This window comes from Streptomyces sp. WAC 06738, assembly GCF_003945505.1.
Classification (GTDB): domain Bacteria; phylum Actinomycetota; class Actinomycetes; order Streptomycetales; family Streptomycetaceae; genus Streptomyces.
Map to the genome: position 1 here is coordinate 6,607,142 of NZ_CP029618.1, position 21,967 is coordinate 6,629,108.

Below are 21,967 nucleotides of genomic sequence, written 5' to 3' on the forward strand. Positions count from 1 at the left end.
GCGCGGGCGCGGCCGTCTCGCTGGGGGTGCTCGGGTGGATCGGCCGGGGGATCGCGGGAGCCGTACGGGCCGTGCTGCGCGTGCTCAACTGACCGGACCCGGCGCACCGGGCACCCCGGCCGTCAGGCCAGGGCGCCCGGCGGTGGTGTCTAGTACGAGCAGCCGTTGAGCATGCTCTGCACCGCGGACTTCTCCGCGGAGTCGATCTTCAGGTTCCAGCGGTACTTGGTGTGGATCCAGAACTTGGCGTATCCGCACCAGGACGCGGTGCGCGGGGGCTTCCAGTCGGCCGGGTCGCGGTCGCCCTTGGAGCTGTTGACCTCGGTGGTCACCGCGATGAGCTGCGGGCCGGTGAGGTCGTTGGCGAACTGCTGGCGGCGGGCGGTGGTCCACGAACTCGCGCCGGAGCGCCAGGCCTCGGCCAGGGCCACGATGTGGTCGATGGAGATCTGCGCGGGCGAGCTGCGGGTGACGCCGTCGAAGTAGCTGTACCAGGAGCCGCCGGTGGGGTAGCAGTCGGCGCCCGTGGTGACGTTGGTGCCGTCGCGCTTGAGGACCGTCTCGCGGGTGTTGCAGGTGCCGGAGACGGTGGTCCAGTGGGGGAAGAGATCGCGGGAGTAGCCGGTCATCGAGCCTTCCGCGGCCACCGTCAGGCTGTTGAGCTCGGATTGCACTTGCGCCTTGGGCGGCACGTCGGGCGGGAACGCCGCCGCCGGCGGCGCCGCACCGAGCGCGACACCGAGGGCGAGGGCCAGCAGGGCGAGCGCGGCGATCAGGCCGCGCGGGGATATCGCCGGGGATCCGGGCAACAGGGCCTCCAGGGGGGTGAGGAGGAGCGTGTGCGACCGAGCGGAGAGCCGGCGAGGTCCGCCGGTGTCGAACTGCACTACGGTTGACGCGGGTTCGAGCGCCCCGCGCCGTCTACGCGTATAGACATGCCCATGACAAACCTTGCCTATGCGCCCCCGTACCCGCCGGGCCCCGCCGCCCCCGTTGCCGGGGACGGCGGGGCCGGGTGTCCTTGCCGGGCGGAGGTGGGTAGGGTGGCCTGTTCGTGCCCGCGCTGCGGGCCCCGTCCGGCTACCTAGGAGACCGCGTATGAGCAGGTACGCGCGCGCGGTCGGTCCCGGCTCCCCGGGTGGGGGCCGGTGGCGGGGTGTGGTCGTCGCCGTCGTGCTCGCCGTCGCCGGTGTGCTCGGGGCCGGCGCCGGGCAGGGCGGCGGGGCGGCGGTGTCCGGCGGTCCTTCGTCGTACGGTGCCGCCTTCGACGTCGTCGGCGAGCCCGCCCCGGGCGCCGATCAGCACCTCGCCGGCGCCCCCGGTGCCGGGCCCGAGGACCACGCCGCGCCCCAGCAGGGCCAGCGCGGCGCCACCGCGGAGCGGCCCTCCGCGCCGTTCGTCGCCGTACCCCGGCCCCCGTACGACCTCCCCCGTACCCCCTCCGTTCCCGCTCCGGCCCCGCCGGACGGCGGCACCCTCCCCGGCTTCAGCCCCGCTCCCGGCGGGGAACGCGCACCTCCGCCGGCTCCAGGCATCTGACACCACCCCCTTTTCATCCACCCCGGCGCGCCCCCGCGCACGCGGGCCACCGCGCCATGCCTGGCTGGAGCAAACCCCATGACACGCGCTACCCGCGTGCGGGCCGTGCTGGCCCTCGCCGTGCTCGCCCTCTCCGTCACCGTCGCCGTCCTCGTCCCCGTACATCTGGGGCTCGACCTGCGCGGCGGCACCCAGATCGTCCTGGAGGCCCGCGACTCCGACGCCGCGAAGGCCGACGCGGACACCACCGACCACACCCTCGAAGTGCTGCGCAACCGCGTCGACGCCCTCGGCGTCACCGAGCCCACCCTCACCCGCTCCGGCGACGACCGCATCATCGTCGACCTGCCCGGCGTCCAGGACCCCCGCGAGGCCGCCGACCTCCTCGGCCGTACCGCCCAGCTCACCTTCCACCCCGTCCTCGGCCTATCGGACGGCGCCGCGGCGGACGGCGAGGGAGCAGACGGCAAGGGAACGGACGGCGAGGAAGCGGACGGCAAGGTGCTGCGCGACGAGGCCGGGCAGCCGCTGCGCCTCGGGCCCGCCGCGCTCACCGGCGCCGACGTCGCCGACGCCGAAGCGCTCTTCGACACCCAGCAGGCCCGCGGCTGGTTCGTCACCGTCGGCTTCGACGGCGACGGCGGCTCCGGCTGGGCCGGACTGACCGGCGCCGCCGCGTGCGCGCCCCCCGGCGACCCGGCGCGCCGCATCGCCATCGTCCTCGACGGCAAGGTCATCTCCTCGCCCCAGGTCGACCCCGGCGTCGGCTGCCGCACCGGCATCACCGGCGGCTCCACCCAGATCACCGGCGACTTCGGCCGCGACGAGGCCCGCGAACTCGCCCTGCTCGTCAACGGCGGCGCCCTGCCCATGCCGCTGGAGACCGTCGAGCAGCGCACCGTCGGCCCGACCCTCGGCGCCGACGCGATCTCCGCCAGCGCCTGGGCCGCGCTCATCGGCGCCGCCCTCACCTCGGTCTTCATCATCGTCGTCTACCGGCTGCTGGGCTTCCTGGCCACCGTCGCCCTCGCCTGCTACGCGCTGATCTCGTACGCCGCCCTGGCCGCCCTCGGCGCCACCCTCACCCTGCCCGGGCTCGCCGGCTTCGTGCTGGCCATCGGCATGGCCGTCGACGCGAACGTGCTCGTCTTCGAGCGGGCCAGGGAGGAGTACGCCGCCGGCCGGCGGCCGACCGTGCGCACCGCGCTGGCCGGCGGGTTCCGCAAGGCGTTCAGCGCCATCGCCGACTCCAACGTCACCACGCTCATCGCCGCCGGGCTGCTCTTCTTCCTGGCCTCCGGGCCCGTGCGCGGCTTCGGCGTCACGCTCGCGATCGGCGTGCTGGCCTCGATGTTCAGCGCGCTGGTCGTCACCCGGGTCCTCGCCGAGTACGCCGCGGGCCGCCGCGCCCTGCGGGTACGCCCCGGCCGCTCCGGGATCGCGGGCCACGGCCGGGTACGCGCCTGGCTGGTCCGGCGCGACCCGAAGCTCATGCGCCACTCGCGCCGCTGGCTCGCGCTCTCTGGCGTCGCCCTGCTGCTGGCCGGCAGCGGCATCGTGGCCCGCGGGCTGGACTTCGGCGTGGAGTTCACCGGCGGCCGGCTCATCGAGTACGCCACCACGCAGCCCGTCGACGCCGACGACGCCCGCGCCGCGCTCGCCGACGCCGGGCAGCCGCGCGCCGTCGTCAACACCTCGGGCGACAGCGAGCTGACCGTCCGTACGGAGGAACTCTCCGACGACGAGGCGGCCGAGGTCACCGCCGCGGTGGACGAGCTGGGCGGCGGCGCGGAGATGGTCCGCGACGAGATGATCGGTCCCAGCCTGGGCGAGGAGCTGCGCACCGGCGCGCTCATCGCGCTCGGCGTCGCGCTCGCCGCCCAACTGGTCTATCTCGCCGTCCGCTTCCGCTGGACGTACGCCACCTCCGCGGTCGCGGCGCTCGTCCACGACGCGGTGATCCTCGTCGGCGTCTTCGCCTGGCTCGGCAAGCCCATCGACGGCATCTTCCTCGCCGCCCTGCTCACGGTCATCGGCTACTCCGTCAACGACTCCGTCGTCCTGTACGACCGCGTCCGCGAACTCGTCGCCGCCGACCGCCGCAAGCCGTTCCGCACGGCCGCGAACACGGCGATCCTGCAGACCCTGCCGCGCACCGTGAACACCGGCATGGGCGCCGTCTTCATCCTCGCCGCGCTGGCGCTGCTCGGCGGCGGCGCCCTCACCGACTTCGCGCTCGCGCTCCTCGTCGGCATCGCCGCGGGCACGTACTCCTCGGTCTTCACCGCCACCCCGCTCGCCATCGAACTCGACGCCGGGACGAGGCGGTGAGCGACGCCGTCCGCGCGCCTGGCGCGCGGACGGCGGGGCACCGGCCGTCCGGCGCGGTATCCAACTAACCATGTGACATTGTACTGTTCTTCACGGGCCCGCGACCGCGCGGCCCGCGCCTGCCTGCCGCGACTCACCCGGAGAACTCCATGACCTCTGCCCCACAGGAACGGTCCCGTCCCTGGCACGGCCTCATGGTCGCCACCGCGCTCCCGCTCCGCGCCGACCTGACCGTGGACTTCGACGCCTACGCCGAGCACGTGCGCCGGCTCCTCGACGCCGGCTGCGACGGGGTCGTGACCAACGGCTCCCTGGGCGAGTACCAGACCCTCACCGACGACGAGCGCGTCCGCCTGGTGCACACCGCCGTGGCCGCGGCCGGCGACGGCGACCGGGTCATGGCGGGCGCGGCGGCGTACGGCAGCGCGGAGGCCCGCGGCTGGACCGAGCGGGCGGCGGAGGCCGGCGTCGGCTCGGTCCTGCTGCTGCCGCCCACCGCGTACCGGGCGGACGAGGCGGCGGTGCGCGCGCACTACGCCGAGGTGGCGAAGGCCGGCCTGCCGGTCGTCGCGTACAACAACCCGTACGACACCCGCATCGACCTCACCCCCGCGCTCCTCGCCGCCATGCACGGCGAGGAGAGCATCGTGGCCGTCAAGGAGTTCACCGGCGACGTCCGCCGCGCCTACGAACTCGCCGAACTGGCGCCGGGACTCGACCTGCTCGTCGGCGCGGACGACGTGCTGCTGGAACTGGCCGTCGCCGGCGCCGTCGGCTGGATCGCCGGCTTCCCCAACGCGCTGCCCGACGCCTGCGCCACCCTCTACCGCGCCGCCACCGGCGGCGACCTGGCGCTGGCCATGCCGCTCTACCGGGCGCTGCACCCGCTGCTCCGCTGGGACTCCAAGCCGGAGTTCGTGCAGGCGATCAAGCTGTCCATGGACGTCGCCGGGCTGCACGGCGGCCCCTGCCGCCCGCCGCGCTCCCCGCTGACGGACGAACAGGCCGCGGTGGTCAGGGGCGTCACGGAGAAGCTGCTCGCCGAGGGCCTGGGCTGACCTGGCGCACCACCGCGTACGGAGCACACCCGCGTACGGAACCCGCAGCCGCCATCCGTCCCGGCCGCCGGGGCGGAAGGCCGGGGTACGATAGAACAATGTCACATCGCGCAACGGGCTCCCGCCGCTCCCGGAGGCAGCACCATGGCTGAGGCGAAGCGGGGCAAGCTCATCTCGGTGCAGAAGCACCTGCGCGACCAGGTCGCCAACGCCCTGCGGGCCGCGCTGATAGCGGGCGAGCTGCGGCCCGGCGTCATCTACTCCGCGCCCGCGCTGGCCACGGAGTTCGGCGTCTCGGCCACGCCCGTGCGCGAGGCCATGCTCGACCTCGCCCGCGAGGGCCTGGTCGAGGCCGTGCGCAACAAGGGCTTCCGGGTCACCGAGATGACCGAGGGCGACCTCGACAACTACACGGAGATCCGCGAGCTGATCGAGGTCCCCACCGTGGGCCGGGTGACGGAAGTGGCCACCGAGGAGCAGTTGGAGGCGCTGCGCCCGCTCGCGGAGGACATCGTCAAGGCCACCCGCGACCACGACCTCATCGGCTACCTGGAGGCAGACCGCCGCTTCCACCTCAGCCTGCTCGCGCTCGCCGGCAACGACCACCTGGTCACCGTCGTCGCCGAACTGCGCAACCGCTCCCGGCTGTACGGCCTGACGGATCTCGACCGCGCCGGCGTGCTCGTCGACTCCGCGCAGGAGCACCTCACCCTGCTCGACCTGATGATCGCCGGCAACGCCACCGCGGCCCAGGAGCTGATGGCGAGCCACCTCGGCCACATCCGCACCCTCTGGGCGGCAGGCCGGCGCAGCGCCGCGAAGCGCGCGAGCGCACTGCGCCTCGGCGAGGGCTGACTGCCGCCGCGCCGACCGCGGCGCGGCAACGCGGAGCCGCCCGCGGCGCCGTGCGGTGCCGCGGGCGGTGGGACGGCCGAGCGGACGGGGCCGGACGCGGGCGGGGACGGCACACGCGCCCGGCCCTCCGCTCAGACCGCCCGGCGGCCGCCGTCGAGCAGAGTCCCCATCCACTCCTCGACGGCGTCCGGGTCCCGCGGCAGCCCGTCCGACATCAGCCGGGCGCCGTCCTCGGTGATCACGAGGTCGTCCTCGATCCGTACGCCGATGCCGCGCAGTTCCCCCGGCAGCGTCTCGTCGTCGGGCTGGAGGTAGAGCCCGGGTTCCACGGTGAGGACCTGCCCCGCTTCCAGCACCCCGTCGAGATACGCGCTCGCCCGCGCCTGGGCGCAGTCGTGCACGTCCAGACCGAGCATGTGCCCGCTGCTGCACAACGTGTAGCGGCGGTACAGGCCGCTCTCGGGGGCGAGCGCCTCCTCGGGGGTGACGCGCAGCACGCCCCAGTCGTACAGCCCCTCGGCGATCACCGCCATCGCCGCCCGGTGGAAGTCGCGGAAGCGGGCGCCCGGCCGGAGGGCGGCGATGCCGGCGTCCTGGGCGGCGAGGACGAGTTCGTACACCTGCCGCTGCACCGGCGAGAAGCGCCCGGAGAGCGGGAGCGTGCGGGTGACGTCGGCGGTGTAGAGGGTGTCGGTCTCCACCCCGGCGTCGAGGAGCAGCAGCCGCGCCGGGTCGAGCCGGCCGTCGTTGCGGATCCAGTGCAGCACGCAGGCGTGTTCGCCGGAGGCGGCGATGGTCTCGTACCCGGTGCCGTTGCCCTCGGCGCGGGCGCGGGTGGCGAAGACGCCCTCCAGCCAGCGTTCGCCGCGCGGGTGGCGCAGGGCGGCGGGCAGGGCGCGTACGACGTCCTCGAAGCCGGCCACGGTGTGCTCGACCGCCGACTGGAGCTGCCCGACCTCCCAGTCGTCCTTCACCAGCCGCAACTCCGCCAGGTACGTGCCGAGTTCGGCGTGCGGGGCGGGGTCGGCGGCGCTGTGCGGGCCGCGGTCGAAGAGGCCGTCGACGCGGGCGTCGAGCCCGGCGATCACCCGGGCCCGCGGCCGGGGTCCGCCGGCGAGCCTGGCGAGGTCGTCGAGGTCCCGGCAGGCGAGACCGGTCAGTTCCGCGGCCTCGCCGAGGTCGGGGCGGCGGCCGACCCAGAACTCGCCGTAGCGGCGGTCCCGGTAGAACTCGTCGGTGTCCCGGGCCGAGCGCGGCCGCACGTACAGCACGGCCTCGTGCCCCTCGGCCCCCGCGGGCTCCAGGACGAGGACGTGCCCCGCCTGGTCCTCGCCGGTCAGACCGGTGAGCCAGGCGTACGCGCTGTGCGGGCGGAACCGGTGATCGCAGTCGTTCGAACGGACCTGGAGTACCCCGGCGGGCACCACCAGCCGCTCGCCGGGGAAGCGCGCGGACAGCCGCGCGCGGCGGCCTTCGAACGCGCCGTACCCGGGCACGCGGCGGCCGGACGGCAGCGGGGTGGGCGCCCACGCGGTGCTCATGAAGGTCTGCAGGGCGGCCGGGACGTCGAGGTCGTGGCTGCCGGTGTGCGGGCGGGCGAGTTGCTTGTCCATCGGGGCGGCTCCTGGCGAGCGGGGAACAATAAAATTGCACATTATTATGTTACACGCCGACTCCCGCCCCACCGGCGGGAATTGGCGTCGGAGAGCGGGCGGACCGCGTGCATCCGGGATGTCGGGGCGTACGGCACGAGTACCGGGACGGCAACGCCCGGGTCCGCACCGGGGACGGGCGGCCGGCCTACGGGGCGCGGGTGCCGGTGGCCGGCTTCCACGCGGGGATGACCCTCTTCTCGGCCCGCGACCTTGCCCGCTACTCCCGCGCGGAGCGGGAGCGCGGGCAGGGCGCGACCGGATGCTGGAGCCCGAGGCGGATCACGGCGAGCGACCGCTGAACGCGGGCGCGGGGATGCCGTCGACCCCCGGGGGGCCGGGGACAGCCGGTGCCCCGACCGTACCCCGGCCGGGGCCCGCGGGCTCATCCCGCGTTCACGGTATTTCCTCCGTCCGCGGACGCGGCGGTACGGACACGGGGGCGGACTGCCCCGCCGCCGGGCCGGGCGCGCCCGCCGGATGGCGGCGGATCGCCGGCGCCGTCACCGCGTACGCGACCAGCCCCACCGCCGTCGCCGTGACCGCCACCCCGGTGCCGTCGGAGACGGCCGGCGCCGCGCCGCCGCCCGCGCCGGCCAGCGTGACGCCCACGTACAGCCCGGTGGTGTTGAGCGCCACCAGCCATCCCGAGCCCCGCGCCTGCGGAGAGGAACTCACCATGGAAACCATGGCCGCGGCTGACGCCGGGGCGACCGGGCACTTCCAGGGCGTTTCGACGCCATTCGGAGAAACCCCGCGGCGCGCGGTGCTGCGTCCGCGGTAGCCGGGTGCTGTGGCCGCAGGCGTCGCCGGGCCCCGCTACCGCCGCGGCGGTAGCGGAAACCGGCCGCGTCCGGAGGACGCCCGGGGGCCCGGCCGGTTCGTACGCTGACGCCGCCAACCGCCGTGCGACCGAAGGGGTCCCCGATGTCCGTCCGTCACCTGTCCACCGCCGCCGCGACGGCCGTGCTCGCCGTCCTCGCGTCCGCGGCACCCGCGGCCGCACAGGTCGCGGTCGCGGCCGAGAGCGACGAAGGCCAGGGACGCGGCCCGGCCACGGCCGCGGCGGCCCTGGCCCTGATCGGCGTGGTCCTCGGCGGGCTCGCGCTGGCGCGCAAGCTGGGCGGAGCGCGGTGGCCGCTGGTGTCCGCGGTGGTGTCGGTGGCCGGGATCGTCATCGGCGCGGTGGCGCTCGCCGGCTCCGACGGCGTCGGCTCGGGTTCGGGCCGGGGCGGCGCGATCGTGGCCCTGGTCCTCGGTGTTGCCGGACTGGCCCTCGGCGGCCTGGCCCTGGCCCGCGCCCGCCGCGCGGTGTCGGCCTGACCCGGTCGGCGCGGGCCCCGGGCCCGCTCCCCGCGCCGGTCAGCGGTTCGCGCCCGGTCCCGTCCGCGGCCGGGACGACCGCTCCCTTCGACTGACATGTACCGCAAGAGGAGTACCGCGGCCGCGGTAGTGCGGCCCGCGGAGTGCCTGCGTCTGTACGTCGACTCCGGTGATCCCCGTCCCGAGGATGAGGGGTGCACCGCACGAGACCCGAGGAGACGATGATGCCCACCGAGACCGCCCGCCCGGACGGCGCCCTGGCGAGGCTGGCCCGGTTCTGTCACCGGCGCCGCCGCCTGGTCCTGTTCACCTGGATCGTCGGCGTGATCGCCGTGGCGGCCGCCGGCTTCGGCCTCGCGGCCGACCCCGACAACGACTTCTCCGGCGGGGACTCCGGGTCGGCCAGGGCGCAGGCCCTGATGGAGAAGCACTTCCCCGAGGAGCAGGGCGACACCCTCACCCTCGCGATCAAGGCGGACGCGGGGATCGACGACCCGGCCGTGCGGCAGAAGGTGGAGAAGGTCGTCGCCGACCTCGCCGACTCGCCGGTCACCGGTCCCGTGGTCTCGCCGTACGACGACGGCCAACTGGTCACCGAGGACCGCCGCATCGCCCGTACGACCATTCCGCTCACCGACAAGGAGGCGACGAAGGACGAGGTCAAGCCGCTGGTGACCACCGTCACGGACGCTGCCGGCGACGGTGTGCTTCTCGGGCTCGGCGGCAAGAAGGCGGAGACGGCCGAGACGCCCAAGCAGGGGCCCGCCGAGAGCGTCGGCGTGCTGGCCGCCGCGGTCATCCTCTTCATCTCCTTCGGCTCGCTGGTGGCGATGGGGCTGCCGATCGTCACCGCGCTGATAGCGATCCTCGGCGGCATCGCCCTCATGAAGATCGTCGGGCACCTCGTCCCGTCGCCGGACTTCACCATCCTGGTCTCCGCCCTCATCGGGCTCGGCGTGGGCATCGACTACGCGCTGTTCATCGTCACCCGCTACAAGGAGAAACTGCAGAACGGCGAGAGCCCCGAGGACGCCACCGTCGGCGCCCTCACCACCGCGGGCCGCGCCGTGCTCTTCGCCGGCACCACCGTGGTCATCGCGTTGCTCGGCCTCGTCGCCATGGGGCAGCGGCTGATGACCGGCGTCGCCGTCGCCGCGTCGCTGACGGTGCTGGTGACGATGGTCGCCGCGGTGACCCTGCTGCCGGCGTTCCTCGGCTTCACCGGGCACCGGATCAACTCGCTGCGGCTTCCCCGCCGTACGGCCCGCGGCGCCGGCGACAGCACCCCCGCTGCCGAGCGCCGCACCCCCGCGGAGCGCTGGGCCGGCGTGGTGCAGCGCCGGCCGCTGGCCGCCGCGGTGCTGGCCGCCGCGGGGCTGCTCGTGCTCGCTGCGCCGGCGCTGTCGATGCGGCTCAGCCTGCCGGACGCCAGCGTGCAGCCGCGCGACCGGAGCAGCTACACCTCGTACGAGATCGTCTCCGAGGGCTTCGGCCCCGGCTACGGCGCGCCGCTGATCTTCGCCGCGGAGGTCGACGCCGCGGGCGGCGACCTGGGTCCCGCCGTCGGGGCGGTCGACGGCACGCCGGGTATCGCGCAGGTGACGCAGCCGCGGGTGAGCGAGGACGGCGAGGCCGCCACCTTCATGGCGTTCCCGGAGACCGGCTACCAGGACGAGAAGACCGCGGACCTGATCCACGAACTCCGCGACGACGTGCTGCCCAAGGCGCCCGGCGGCGAGGCCGTCCACGTCGGCGGGCCGAACGCCGGGGCGATCGACTTCGCCGAGGAGACCGGCTCGCGGCTGCCGTTCATGATCGCGGTCGTCATCGTGCTGTCGCTGGTGCTGCTGGTCGCGCTGGTGCGGTCGGTGACGATCGCGCTGCAGGCCGCGGTGATGAACCTGCTGTCGATCGGCGCCGCGTACGGCGTGCTGGTCGCGGTGGTGCAGTGGGGGTGGCTGGGCTCGGCCCTCGGGTTTCCGACCGGCATGCCCATCACGACCTGGGTGCCGATGATGATGTTCCCGCTCCTCTTCGGCCTGTCGATGGACTACGAGGTCTTCCTCATCTCGCGGGTCCGCGAGGAGTACGAGCGCACCGGCGACACCCGGACGGCCGTCACCCGCGGGCTGGCGCGGACCGCCAAGGTCATCACCGCCGCCGCGGCCATCATGATCGCGGTTTTCACCACCTCCCTGCTCGGCCACGACGTCTCGGTCAAGCAGATCGGCCTGGGCATGGCCGTCGCCGTCTTCATCGACGCCACCATCGTGCGGATGGTCCTGGTGCCCGCGGTGATGGAGCTGTGCGGCAAGACCAACTGGTGGATGCCCGGCCGCCGGGCGCCCGAGACGGCCTCGCCGCCGCCGGCCGAGGTCGGGGAAGAGGCCAGGGTCTGACCTTCTCGCGGTAAGACGGGCGGGGAATCCCATAACAGGGGTTCCCCGCTTCGGCGTCCCGGCCGGCGACGGCGACCGCAAGTTCGTCTACGGCGTCGCCGTGGCGCCCGGGGGCGAGTACTACAAGCTGGAGTCGCACTCCCGCTGGAAGGCCGGGACGATGGACTTCATCTGAGCGCCCGGCCGCGCCCCGCGCGGCCCCTCACCGGCCGCGCGGGGTCACCAGGCCCGACTCGTAGGCGATGACCACCAGTTGCGCGCGGTCGCGCGCGTGCAGCTTGAACATCGCCCGGTTGATGTGGGTCTTCGCGGTCAGCGGGCTGATCACCATGCGGTCGGCGATCTGGTCGTTGGAGAGCCCCTGCGCGGCCAGCGCGACGGACTCCCGCTCCCGGTTGGTGAGCTCCTCCAGGCCGCGGACGGCCGACGGGTCCAGCGGCGGCCGGGACACGTACTTGTTGATCAGCCTGCGGGTGATCGACGGCGCCAGCAGCGCGTCGCCGCGGGCGGCCACCCGTACGGCGTGCAGCAGGTCCTCGGGCAGGATGTCCTTGACCAGGAACCCGGCCGCGCCGGCCCGCAGCGCGTTGAACACGTTCTCGTCCAGGCCGTAGTTGGTGAGGATCACCACGTGGATGTGGGCGAGCGCCGGGTCCGCGGCGATGCGCCTGGTCGTCTCGATGCCGTCCATCACCGGCATCGACAGGTCCACGAGCGCGAGGTCCGGCAGATGCTCCCGCGCCAGTGCCAGGCCCTCCTTGCCGTCGCCCGCCTCCGCCACCACCTCGATGTCGTCCTCGGCGTCGAGCAGCGCGCGGAACCCGCTGCGCAGCAGCGGCTGGTCGTCGAGCATCAGTACACGGATCACGGGATTCTCGCCACGGGTAGTTCGGCCTGGACGGTGAAGCCGCCCTCGGTGCGCGGCTCGGCGCGCAGGCTGCCGCCGAGGGCGGCGACGCGCTCGCGCATCCCCAGCAGGCCGACGCCGGGCTTGGGGGCGGTGCCCGGCCGGGCGGTCCCGTCGTCGTCGATGCGGATGGCGAGGGCGTCCGGGCGGTAGGAGATGCGGATCGAGGCGGTGGAGGCCGCGGCGTGCCGGGCGGTGTTGGTGAGGGACTCCTGCACGATCCGGTAGGCGGTACGGCCCACCGCCTCGGGCACGTCGTGCCGCTGCCCCTCGATGGTGAGCGTCGTGTGCAGCCCTGTCCCGTGGGTGCGCTCCACCAGCTCCGGCACCCGGTCAAGACCGTGGGCCGGGGCCTTTTCCTCCTCGTCGCGCAGCGTCTCCAGCGTCGCGCGCAGCTCCCGGGTCGCCTCCCGGCCCGCCTCCTGGATGGCGAGCAGCGATTCGGGGACATCCTCGCCGCGCTTGCGGGCCAGATGGACGGCGACCTCGGACTGCACCTTGATGATGGAGATCTGGTGGGTGAGGGAATCGTGCAACTCCCGTGCTATGTGCAGCCGTTCCTCACTGGCGCGCAGCCGCGCGGTCTCCTCGCGGGTGCGCTCGGCCTCGTCCGCCCGCTGCATGGCCTGCCGCAGCGCCTCGCCGGCGGCGCCCGCGGCGACCAGCCAGGCGAGTTCGAGCACGCCGCGGGCCTGCGCGTAGGCGTCGCCCGCGCCGTCGCCGGGGTAGGCCATCACGGCGTACGGGAGGCTGAGCACCAGCCCGACGCTCACCGCGACCGCGACGATCCGGTGCCCGGAGCGCACGGCGGCGTAGACGGCGAACAGGTAGGCCACGGCGGGCACGTCGAAGCCCGCGGCGTTGTAGCCCACCACGCACAGGGCGGTCACGGCGAGTATCGGCACGGGGGCGCGGGCGCTGCCGGCCAGCGCCAGGCCGCTGGTGACCAGCAGCCCGTAGCCGAGCAGGTCGAGCTTCGTGGCGGCGTGGTCCCCGGAGAGCGCGGTGATCAGGAGCACGGCCGCCACGCAGACCGCGATCACCAGGCTTCTCGCCCGGGCCCAGACCGTGGACAGCCGGGCGCTCATACCGAGCACCATAACCGCGGTTCCCGGCTTCCGAGTACTGCTTGCGGAGGACAATCCGACTACCGCGGACACAGTAGTTTTGACGGAGAGTACGGCGGTCGCGGCACCCGGAGAATTCCCGCGGGCCGCCTCCGTTCGCCGTGGCGTGACCCACTGAATCCGACGCCACTACCCGGGCGAGTAGTGGGCCGGGAAGAAAGCCGCGCTTACTGTCGTGCCGTACCGGGTCGGCGAAGGCGGTGAAACGGGGTGGCCGTGCTCGTAGTCCAGATAGCCCTGCCACTCGCCGCCGGACGATCTCCTTGTTCGTGCGTGGGCTGGATCCGCAAATGGGCGCGCCGTATTCGGCAGAGGAATCTCACACTGATAAGGAGGTCAGACCTGCGTTCTGCCGTGGGTCCACTGCTCGATCGGGTAGTGGGCACTACCCATGCTGGAGCAGTTGCGGATGTTGCCCCCGCGGGCTGCCGCCGGGGGAATTCGCCGGTAATGCGGGCGGCGGCCCGGTTTCCCGGACCGCCGCCCGCGGCCGTTGTGTACGGGCCGGCCCCGTTCCGGCTACGGCAGCGCGGGGCCGCGCGTGCCGGTGACCTTCCAGACCTTGCCGTTCGCCTTCGCCAGCAGGTACAGCTCGCCCGCCGAGTCCTGCCCGAAGCGCAGGTCGACGCGGGTGTCGCCGGCCAGGTCCTGCGCCGTGACGAGGTTTCCGGTGGCGGCGTCGTAGAGCCTGAGCTGGTGGATCGTCGCCATCTCCGCGCCGCGCCTCATCTCGCCCGTCTTCGTGCCGAAGACGCGGCCGTCGACCAGGTCGCCGAAGAGGTACGTGCCGCGCAGCTTGCCCAGGTCGTCACCGCGGTAGACAAAGCCGCCGGAGACGGCCCGGCCGACGTCGGAGGTGCAGTTCCAGTCGGCCGGCGGGTCGTGGTCGTAGGCGGCGACGGGGTAGGTGTAGCCGTACTTGTCGTCGTCGGGCGGCAGCGGCTGGTACGCGTCGCACGGGTCGGCCGGGTTCTTGTCGAAGACGAACGGGCCCTCGCGCTCGCTCCAGCCGAGGTTGTCCCCGGCCCGCACCTCGTAGATCGACTCGATGGCGTGCTCGCCGATGTGGCCGAGGTACAGCCGGTGCTTGCCGCCGGTGTCCCAACTGAAGCGGTGCGGGTCGCGGAAGCCGTACGCGAAGACCTCGCCGAGGGCGCCGGGCCGGTCGGCGAACGGGTTGTCGGAGGGGACGCCGTACTTGCCGTTGGCGCTGTTGCTGCCGCGCGGGTCGATCCGCAGCAGCTTGCCGTGCGGCAGCGCGAGGTTCTGCGGCTCGGTGGTGCGCACGCCGGTGCCGCCGTCGCCCACGGCGAGGTACAGCTTGCCGTAGTCGGCGCTGCCCTCGCGGGCGGTGGGGTTGAAGGCGATCTGCTGGATGCCGTGGATGCGGCCGTTGAAGCCGAGGCGCAGCACCTCGCGGCGGGTGCCGGAGAAGGTGCCGGCGGCCGGGTCGTCGGCGGTCCACTCGGTGATGATGCCGTGGTAGGCGGTGTTCGGCTGCGGGGTGAGGTCCGGCTTCTTGTCGGTGGTGGAGGCCAGTTCGGTGTGCACGGTGTAGAAGATGCCGTTGCGCGCGAAGTCGGGGTGGAAGGCCGCGTAGCCGAAGCCCTGGCCGAGGCCCTGGCCGGAGAAGAACTGCGGCGCGAAGGTGGCGCCGACGTCGAGGTACGTGCGCGGTTCCGCGCCGTCCTCGACGAGGTAGAGCTTGCCGTTGAGGTCGGGCACCGCCTTGCGGCCGGAGCCGTCCGGGAGTTCGGTGAGCGCGTTGATCCGGGCGTGCCGCATCAGCCGGGGGTCGGACGGCGGGGGCGTGGGCTCGGACTTCGGGAACTGCGCGTACTCCTCGACGACGAGGCCGAGCTTGGCGGGTACGGGCTTGGGCAGGAGGGAGTCGCCGGACGCGGCGGCGCCCGCGGTCGCGTCCGGCGCGGCGGTCGGCTCGGTGCGGGCCTCGGCGGGTGCGGTGAGGAAGGCGGTCGCGGCCACGGCGGCGGCGAGCGCGGGGGCGAGGAGGCGGCGCTTTCGGCGGGTGGGTGGGTGCATGCCGGGCTCCGTTCTGGGGGTGCGTGTGCGGGTGCGCGGGCGCGTGGTGCGGCGGACGGCGTACGGGAAGGGGGCGGGCGGCGGCCGGATGGCCGCGACCGGACGGCCGGGTGGCGGGGTGTCGGCTCAGGGCCGGGGCGCGACCATCAGCCGGTACTGCGCCCGTACCTGACTGCCGGTCAGCTCGCGGTCGAGGAACATCAGGCTGTCCATGCGGCAGTTGCAGGGGTTGGCCTCGCGGGTGTTCTGCGGGAAGCTCCCGCCGATCTTGATGCCCGCGGGGTCGGTGGGCGAGGCGCGGTGCTCGCCGGGCCCGCCGACCTGCCAGGGGTCGCCGGGGTTGGTGTAGAAGCCGTCGAGGCGCTCGCCGTTGCGGAAGAGCGCCATGGTGCCGTCGGAGTAGTCGAACGTCGCGGCGAGGAAGACCCACTCGTCGGGCGGCAGCAGCCGGCGCCAGTCCTCGGCGGCGGCGAACGTCTGCGAGGAGCCCTCGTCGACCCGGCGGCCCAGCGCCACGAGCCGCAGTTCGCCGTTCACCTCGATCAGCTCCAGCAGGGCCCGTACGCCGTGGCCGTCGGAGGTGCCGGAGAGCACGCCCGCGAGGCCGATGGCGCCGTAACGGTCGTCGGGGTCGGCGGTGTTGGAGTTGGGGGAGGGGTTGTCGCCGGTCATCTTGAACCAGCCCATGACGGTGGCGGACTGCGCCCCGTTGAACGCGCGCATGCTCGGCACGCCGCCGGGGCGGTAGACGCCGGCCTTCCAGTCGTCGTTCCCGGCGGTGGCGGGGGAGACCTGGGCGGTCTGCAGCGCGGATCCCGCGCCCGGGAAGGCGCTGTCGGGCACGCGCATGGCGGCGCCGCCGTTGACGAGTTCGATGTCGGTGCCGGAGCGGCCCCGGTCGCGTTCGAGGGCGGGGTTGCCGCGGACCGGATGGCCGAAGTCGTAGTACGCGACGAGGTCGGGCCCCAGCGAGGGCAGCACGACCGGCGCGCCACGCTCCGCCGCCTCCGCCGTGTCCCCACCCTGCACCGCCTGCACCGGCCCCGCCGCGAGGGCGGTCAGTGCCAGCGCCGCGGCCGCCGCGACGGCCCGCGCGGCAACGCTCCCGCTGTGCTTGCGCATTGCGTCATCTCCCCTGCCAGAAGAGGACTTCATGGTCCCAGTAAGCGCTTGCTAAAACGCCTTGGCGGACGCTATCCGCGCGACGTGACCGCGTCAAGCACGAACGCGGCTCCGCCGCGGGGAACCGGGATGAGCCCGGCGCCGTCGCGGCTCCGCCGCGGCGACCGGGATGAGCCCGGCGCAGGGAGAGCCCGCGCGGGCCACGGGAGCAGAGCCGCTGAAACCGGCGTGGTTGGCCGGTGACGCGGCCTGGGAGAGCCGAGTGGGGGCAAGCAGGCCGAGGTCTGGGCGTCTCACCTGCACAGAGGAGGCGTAGGGGCGGGCGCGCGGCGCGGCGCCGGACGGGCGGCGGAGCCGCGGACGCGACGCGACCCCGCCCCGGGCGAGGCCGCCCGCAGCCCGGCCCCGCCCCTTGCGGGCCCCGGCGGGCCGCATAACGGGCGGTCACTCCCGGTGCCTTCGCGCCGGGCGCGGGAGGCGCGTCAGCGGCTGGCCGCCCGGGCCGCACGCCAAAGGCCCGGCGAGGGAGCCGCCGCGCCCGGCGGGGGCGCGGCCCGGCCGTACCCCCGATGTCGCGGCCGGACATCGCGAGTCACCCGGCCCCGGCAACCCCTGAGCCTCGTTCGGCCCCGGCCGGCCGCCCCACGCGCGATCGGCCCGGTGCCTCGTCCCCGCCCCGCGGAGCCGCCGCGCGTGGCGGGGCGCCGCCCGGCCGCACCCCCGCATCGCGGGCCGGACACCGCCCGCCACCCGGCCCGGCAGGCCGCCTCGCCCCGACGCGCTTCCGTGCCTCCTCCCCGCGGAGCCACCGCGCCCCGCGGCGTCGCACGCGGCAGGCGCGCGGCCGTACGGGTCGGCTGGGGTGGTGCGGTGAAAGGCCGGTTGACGTGTGCGGCGTTGGGGCGCGCCCGCGGCGGCCGGCCGCCGCGCGTCGCCCTGCCCCCGTCGATCCCTGCCCCTCGCTCGGCCCCGGGCGGGCGGCGTAACGGGCGGGCGTTCCCGGTGCCTTCGCTCCGGCCCGCGGAGCCGCCGCGCGTGGCGGGGCGCGGCCCGGCCGTACCCCCGATGTCGCGGCCGGACGCCGCCCGCCCCAGCTCCGAGCCCCCGTCCCCTGCTCCCTCTTCACTCGGCCCCCGGGCCCCGGCTCCCGGGGCCCGGGTGGGCCGTCTACCGCAGTGCCGTCCCCGGGGTCGCAGGCTCCGCGGCCCGGGGTGCCTTCGACGTCCAGGTCAGCAGTGCGTCCCACAGCGGGCCGTAGCCGGGCCAGTCCGTGAACGCCGCCGGGGCCCAGTGGGCCGACATGTCGGAGGTGAAGACCGCCGTGCGGCCCGCGCCCACCTCGCGTACCGCGATCAGCGGGTCGCCGTCGATCTCCGCGAGCAGCGTCGCCTCGTCCCGCAGCACGGTCTTGTTGTAGCCCAGCAGGTACGGCCACGGCCCCGCCACGTCCGGCAGCGCCGGGTGCGGCTCCGGGCGCGGGGCGGGGATGCGGCCGTCCGGCAGTTCGCGCCGGTCGTCGTGGTCGAGGACGCGGACGGGCAGGACGTCGGCCAGCGGGCTGGCGCCGTAGCGCGCCTTGCCGTCGATGCCCGCGAACGACAGGTAGCCGCCGACCATGGCCAGCCCGCCGCCGCCCTCCACGTACGCGCGGATCATCCCCAGCCGGTCCGCGTCCCGGTCGCCGTCGGTGAAGACGGAGCGCGTGAGCTGGAAGGTGTTCACGCCCACGTCGGAGATGACGACGCAGTCGTACGCGTCCAGCGCCGCGGCGTCGGCGGGGAAGTCCCGTTCTATGGTGTGCGCCGGGAGGTGGTCGACCTCCCAGCCGAGGCGCGACAGCGCCGCCGTGAGCGGGCCCGCCCCCTCGGCGTACTCCGTGGTCGTGAAGGTGTCGAACCCCTTCTGGTGGATCATGTGCGTGGTCCACGACTCACCGAGCAGCAGCAGTTTCTTCGCGGTCATCGAATGGTTCCTTTCGGGAAGTGCTCCGTGAACTGCCAGTCGTGCTCGGGGACGATGATGTCGGCCTCGCGATGCAGCCGGTCGTATCCACGCATGAGCTGGGCCAGGTCCCAGAAGGACCCCATCGGCCAGTTCAGCTCCAGATTCCGGTAGTTGTACATGACGTCGCTGGTGAGGCAGACGGTGCCGCTCGCGGTCTCGACCATGACCACCATGCACCCGGGGGTGTGGCCGCCGATCTTCACCAGCCTGATGCCGTCCGCGAGTTCCACGTCGCCGTCGATCACCCGGAGCCGGTCGCGTACGTCGGTGACCTTGTACGAGTACTCCGGGTAATAGAACATGCAGAACTGCGGCGGCGCGATTCCCTGCGGCAGCTCGTCGCGTTGCACGACGAAGGTCGCCCGCGGGAAAAGCTCGTTGTTTCCGATGTGGTCGAAGTGCAGGTGCGTGAGGACCACGACGTCGACGTCCTCGGGCCGGACCCCGTGCCCGGCCAGGCCCGCGACGATGTCCTGCTGCGACCCGCGGCGCTCGGCGACGAAGTCGACGCCGTAGCGCGACTGCATGGCCGAGACCTCGTCGAGGTCGCCGAGGCCGGTGTCGATGAGGATCGTGCGGTCCGCGCCCTCGATGAGCCACACCGGCACCGGCACCATCACGCCCTCGTTGAGGCTGCCGTCGCGGCGCCGGATGTCGTGGCGGTAGCCGTACGGGAGCACGGACTCGCGGTCGAGGTCCGGATGCGCGCCGCTGTTCAGCAGGCTCACCGCCAGCGAGCTCTCCAGCTCGCCGGTCACGATGTGGTGGATGGTGTGCTTGCCGCTCATGGCGTCCTCCTCGCTCTGCCCGCCGGCCCGCGGGCCGCCGTGCTCAGTAGCCCTCTTCGTGCTCGCCGTACTTGTCCACGTAGTCCTGCCAGACCCGCCCGCCCGCGAAGTGCTTCTCCGGATCGACGGGGGAGCCGAGGGCGCCGGTGCGGGTGAGGTAGTCGTTGTCGCCGTCCCAGGTGCGCTTCCAGTAGGCGACGCCGTCCTCGTCCAGGACCCACTTCTTCACCGCGGCCGCGTTCGGCGCGTACAGCTCGATCTTCTGCCAGGCGGCCACGAAGTCCTTGACGCTGGACTGGCTGCCGGTCTCCTTGTTGAGCCGGTCCGTGATCGTCTTCCCGCACGCCTCGGTCTCGGCGTCGCAGTAGCGGAAGATGCGGTGCATGACGTGGGTGAGCTTGAGGATCTTCTCCTCGTGCTCGTCCAGGTACGAGTCCGTGGTGACCCAGCCGTTGATCGGCGGCGGGGCCAGGTCGGGACCGGCCAGCAGCACGGGGGAGCCGTCGGCGACGGCCCGGGCGCGCTGCGGGGCGCCGCCGATGTACGCGTCGCCCGTGCCGGAGAGGAACGCGGCGAGGCCCTGGTCGGGGTCCATGTCGATGACCGTCACGTCGTCGGTCGACATGCCGACCGACTCCAGCGCGTAGTCGAGGGCCTTGCCCATGTCGGTGGCGTTGGTGGTGACGACCGTCTTGCCGCGCAGTTGCTCGATGACCTCGGTGCGCGCCTTCTCCTCGTCCGCGCCCTTCTCGACCGCGTCGTCGTACGTCGTGAGGTTGCTGCCGGGGCGGGCGACGAGGGCGGAGCCCTCGGTGAACGGGTTGAAGCCGTAGGCGTAGACCATGTCGTCCGTGGCCTCCGCCACCGAGACCAGGCCCGTGGTGTTGTTGATCGCCACGTCCACGGAGCCGGAGGCGACCGAGGGCGTCACCGTGTTCCACGCGAGCGTCTTCAGCTCGACGTTCAGGCCCTCCTCCTCGAACCAGCCCTTCTCCTGGCCGATGATCGGCAGCATGGTGTCCTGGAACGGGGAGATGCCGAGACGCACCGTGTTCGGGTCGCCGCCGCCGGGCTCGGAGCCCGAGCCGCAGGCGGAGAGGGTGAGCAGCAGGGCGGCGGAGACGGCGAGTCCTGCGGTCAGGGGTGAGGACGTGCGCATGTCGTGCTCTCCTCGGGTGGTTCGTGCGCGCGCCCCGGCGGCGGGACGGCGCGGGGAGCGCTCACGGAGCCGACGCGGACCAGCGCGTGGCCCGGTCGCTCAGCAGCTTGATGATCCGGTCGAGCAGGACGGCCTCGATCGCGATGATGATCGTGCCCACCAGCACCGACGGGGTGTTGAGGGTGCGGCTGGCCTGCATGATCAGCCGACCCAGACCGCTCTGCGCGCCCTGGAACTCCGCGGCCACGACGACCGCGAACGTCAGCGCGCTGCCGATCCGCAGCCCCGAGAGCAGCTCGGGAACGATGGCCCGCAGCACCACGGTGCGGTAGACCTGCCCCGATCCCGCGCCCAGCGACCTGGCGGCCCGGCCGTACAGCGGGTTGACGTTCCCCGCGGCCACGATCGTGTTGACGACCATGACCATGAACGAGGCCAGCGCGCCGAGGAAGATCTTGCCGCTGTCGCCGATGCCGAACCAGAGGATGACGAACGGGATCAGCGCCACCGGCGGGATCGGCCGGACGGCCTCGATCACCGGCGTCAGCGCGTAGAACAGCGCGCGGGAGCGGGACATGAGCAGCCCCACCGCGACGCCGAGGGCGCTGCCCACGGACCACGAGACCACGACCCGGCCGAGCGTCGCGGTCGCGTCGGACCAGAGCGTCTCGCGCAGGTTCGACGCGCTGTCCCACACCTTGTCGGGCGCGGGGAACTTCAGCGGGTCGATGGCGTCGGTGGCGGTGGTGAAGAGCCACCACAGGAAGAGCGCCAGCGCGATCACGGCCACGGAGAGCGCGGGGCCCGCGAGCCGCCGCACGGGGTGCTTCGGGGTACGGGACTGCTCGTCCGGCGCCGCGGGCGGCCGTACGGGAGTCGTCTCAGGCAGCGTCATCGGTCGTCTCCCTCAGCAGATGGGCGATGCGCAGGCGCAGTTGCTGGAACTCGGGCTCGCCGCGGACGTCGAGGTCCCGGGGCCGGTCGAACGGGACCTGCACGATCTCGCGCACCCGCGCCGGGCGCGGCGTCATGACCGCGATCCGGTCGCCGAGGAAGAGGGCTTCCTCGATGTCGTGGGTGACGAAGAGGACGGTCTTCGGCGCGGCCTCCCACGTCTTGATGAGGAAGAGCCACATCTCCTCCTTGGTGAAGAGGTCGAGCGCGCCGAAGGGCTCGTCGAGCAGGAGCACGTCGGGCTCGTTGACGTAGGCGCGGGCCAGGTCGACGCGCTTGCGCATGCCGCCGGACAGCTCCTTGGGGTAGGCGTCGGCGAAGTCGCTGAGCCCGACCTGGGCCAGGAAGTGGTCCACGGCCGGCGCCCATTCCGAGCGCGGCACGCCGCGCATGCGCGGGCCGTACGAGACGTTGTCCCGGACGGTCAGCCAGGGGAAGACCGCGTCCGACTGGAAGACGACCGCGCGGTCCGCCGACGGGCCCTCGACCCGCCGGCCGCCGACCTCGACGCTGCCCTCCGTGGGCTGCTCGAAGCCGGCGATGAGGTTCATCAGCGTGGTCTTCCCGCAGCCGCTCGGGCCGACGAGGCAGACGATCTCCCCGGATGCCACGCTGAGTTCCGTCCGGGAGAGCGCGAGCGTCTCCCGCCGGCGGCTGACGAACAGCTTCGATGCCTGTGCTACATGGATGCCGGACACGTCCTCAC

The 21,967-nt window shown here is 73.7% G+C and carries 19 protein-coding genes; 7 read left to right on the forward strand and 12 right to left on the reverse strand.

Features of this window, described 5'->3' with window-relative positions; translation table 11 throughout:
* Positions 1 to 149: 149 nt before the first annotated feature.
* Positions 150 to 812: an HNH endonuclease family protein gene (locus DMB38_RS28870; RefSeq protein ID WP_125939340.1), complete on the reverse strand. Its 663-nt coding sequence runs from the start codon at positions 810 to 812 to the stop codon at positions 150 to 152.
* 286 nt (positions 813 to 1,098) lie between these two features.
* Here DMB38_RS28870 and DMB38_RS28875 point away from each other — a divergent pair, with 286 nt between their 5' ends.
* The 4 genes from DMB38_RS28875 (at position 1,099) to DMB38_RS28890 (ending at position 5,783) form a co-directional block, all read left to right on the forward strand.
* On the forward strand, positions 1,099 to 1,539 hold the full coding sequence (locus DMB38_RS28875; protein WP_125937605.1) for a hypothetical protein: 441 nt from the start codon (positions 1,099 to 1,101) through the stop codon (positions 1,537 to 1,539).
* A 78-nt stretch (positions 1,540 to 1,617) separates the two neighbouring features.
* Positions 1,618 to 3,870 carry a protein translocase subunit SecD gene (gene secD, locus DMB38_RS28880; RefSeq protein WP_125937606.1) on the forward strand — a complete coding sequence of 751 codons (2,253 nt, stop codon included), beginning with the start codon at positions 1,618 to 1,620 and terminating at the stop codon, positions 3,868 to 3,870.
* 194 nt (positions 3,871 to 4,064) lie between these two features.
* Positions 4,065 to 4,928: a dihydrodipicolinate synthase family protein gene (locus DMB38_RS28885; protein WP_125939341.1), complete on the forward strand. Its 864-nt coding sequence runs from the start codon at positions 4,065 to 4,067 to the stop codon at positions 4,926 to 4,928.
* Positions 4,929 to 5,072: 144 nt separating this feature from the next.
* Positions 5,073 to 5,783 carry a GntR family transcriptional regulator gene (locus DMB38_RS28890; RefSeq protein ID WP_125937607.1) on the forward strand — a complete coding sequence of 237 codons (711 nt, stop codon included), beginning with the start codon at positions 5,073 to 5,075 and terminating at the stop codon, positions 5,781 to 5,783.
* A 131-nt stretch (positions 5,784 to 5,914) separates the two neighbouring features.
* Here the strand turns inward: DMB38_RS28890 and DMB38_RS28895 are convergent, their stop codons facing one another.
* Positions 5,915 to 7,396 (reverse strand): aminopeptidase P family protein, encoded by a 1,482-nt coding sequence (locus DMB38_RS28895; RefSeq protein ID WP_125937608.1) that lies wholly within the window; start codon positions 7,394 to 7,396, stop codon positions 5,915 to 5,917.
* Positions 7,397 to 7,503: 107 nt separating this feature from the next.
* Between DMB38_RS28895 and DMB38_RS28900 the strand changes: the two genes are divergently transcribed.
* Positions 7,504 to 7,737, forward strand: a complete 234-nt coding sequence (locus DMB38_RS28900) for a hypothetical protein (RefSeq protein WP_240662516.1) — start codon at positions 7,504 to 7,506, stop codon at positions 7,735 to 7,737.
* A gap of 94 nt (positions 7,738 to 7,831) precedes the next feature.
* Here DMB38_RS28900 and DMB38_RS28905 read toward each other — a convergent pair whose 3' ends face one another.
* Positions 7,832 to 8,116, reverse strand: a complete 285-nt coding sequence (locus tag DMB38_RS28905; RefSeq protein ID WP_240662517.1) for a hypothetical protein — start codon at positions 8,114 to 8,116, stop codon at positions 7,832 to 7,834.
* Positions 8,117 to 8,362: 246 nt separating this feature from the next.
* Here DMB38_RS28905 and DMB38_RS28910 point away from each other — a divergent pair, with 246 nt between their 5' ends.
* Together DMB38_RS28910 and DMB38_RS28915 are read left to right on the forward strand one after the other, a co-directional pair.
* Positions 8,363 to 8,758: a DUF6223 family protein gene (locus DMB38_RS28910; RefSeq protein ID WP_125937609.1), complete on the forward strand. Its 396-nt coding sequence runs from the start codon at positions 8,363 to 8,365 to the stop codon at positions 8,756 to 8,758.
* A gap of 194 nt (positions 8,759 to 8,952) precedes the next feature.
* The gene (locus tag DMB38_RS28915; RefSeq protein ID WP_125937610.1) at positions 8,953 to 11,157 is read left to right on the forward strand and encodes an MMPL family transporter; all 2,205 of its coding nucleotides are present in this window, start codon (positions 8,953 to 8,955) and stop codon (positions 11,155 to 11,157) included.
* A 202-nt stretch (positions 11,158 to 11,359) separates the two neighbouring features.
* Here the strand turns inward: DMB38_RS28915 and DMB38_RS28925 are convergent, their stop codons facing one another.
* The 9 genes from DMB38_RS28925 to DMB38_RS28970 form a co-directional block, all read right to left on the reverse strand.
* On the reverse strand, positions 11,360 to 12,025 hold the full coding sequence (locus DMB38_RS28925; protein ID WP_125937611.1) for a response regulator transcription factor: 666 nt from the start codon (positions 12,023 to 12,025) through the stop codon (positions 11,360 to 11,362).
* Positions 12,022 to 13,152: a sensor histidine kinase gene (locus DMB38_RS28930; protein WP_125937612.1), complete on the reverse strand. Its 1,131-nt coding sequence runs from the start codon at positions 13,150 to 13,152 to the stop codon at positions 12,022 to 12,024. Before DMB38_RS28930 ends, DMB38_RS28925 begins: the two co-directional genes overlap by 4 nt.
* 558 nt (positions 13,153 to 13,710) lie before the next feature.
* Entirely contained in the window at positions 13,711 to 15,234 is a 1,524-nt protein-coding gene (locus DMB38_RS28935) for a PQQ-dependent sugar dehydrogenase (protein WP_125937613.1), read from the reverse strand.
* 126 nt (positions 15,235 to 15,360) lie between these two features.
* Entirely contained in the window at positions 15,361 to 16,356 is a 996-nt protein-coding gene (locus DMB38_RS28940) for a LamG-like jellyroll fold domain-containing protein (protein ID WP_125937614.1), read from the reverse strand.
* Between the two features lie 1,167 nt (positions 16,357 to 17,523).
* Positions 17,524 to 18,318 carry a glutamine amidotransferase gene (locus DMB38_RS28950; protein ID WP_125937615.1) on the reverse strand — a complete coding sequence of 265 codons (795 nt, stop codon included), beginning with the start codon at positions 18,316 to 18,318 and terminating at the stop codon, positions 17,524 to 17,526.
* Positions 18,315 to 19,148 (reverse strand): N-acyl homoserine lactonase family protein, encoded by an 834-nt coding sequence (locus DMB38_RS28955; protein ID WP_125937616.1) that lies wholly within the window; start codon positions 19,146 to 19,148, stop codon positions 18,315 to 18,317. The genes DMB38_RS28950 and DMB38_RS28955 overlap by 4 nt, the downstream gene beginning before the upstream one ends.
* 43 nt (positions 19,149 to 19,191) lie before the next feature.
* Entirely contained in the window at positions 19,192 to 20,307 is a 1,116-nt protein-coding gene (locus tag DMB38_RS28960; RefSeq protein ID WP_125937617.1) for an ABC transporter substrate-binding protein, read from the reverse strand.
* A 61-nt stretch (positions 20,308 to 20,368) separates the two neighbouring features.
* A complete protein-coding gene (locus DMB38_RS28965; RefSeq protein ID WP_125937618.1) occupies positions 20,369 to 21,202 on the reverse strand; it encodes an ABC transporter permease in 834 nt (277 codons plus the stop codon).
* Entirely contained in the window at positions 21,189 to 21,959 is a 771-nt protein-coding gene (locus DMB38_RS28970; protein ID WP_206337760.1) for an ABC transporter ATP-binding protein, read from the reverse strand. Before DMB38_RS28970 ends, DMB38_RS28965 begins: the two co-directional genes overlap by 14 nt.
* Positions 21,960 to 21,967: the final 8 nt, after the last annotated feature.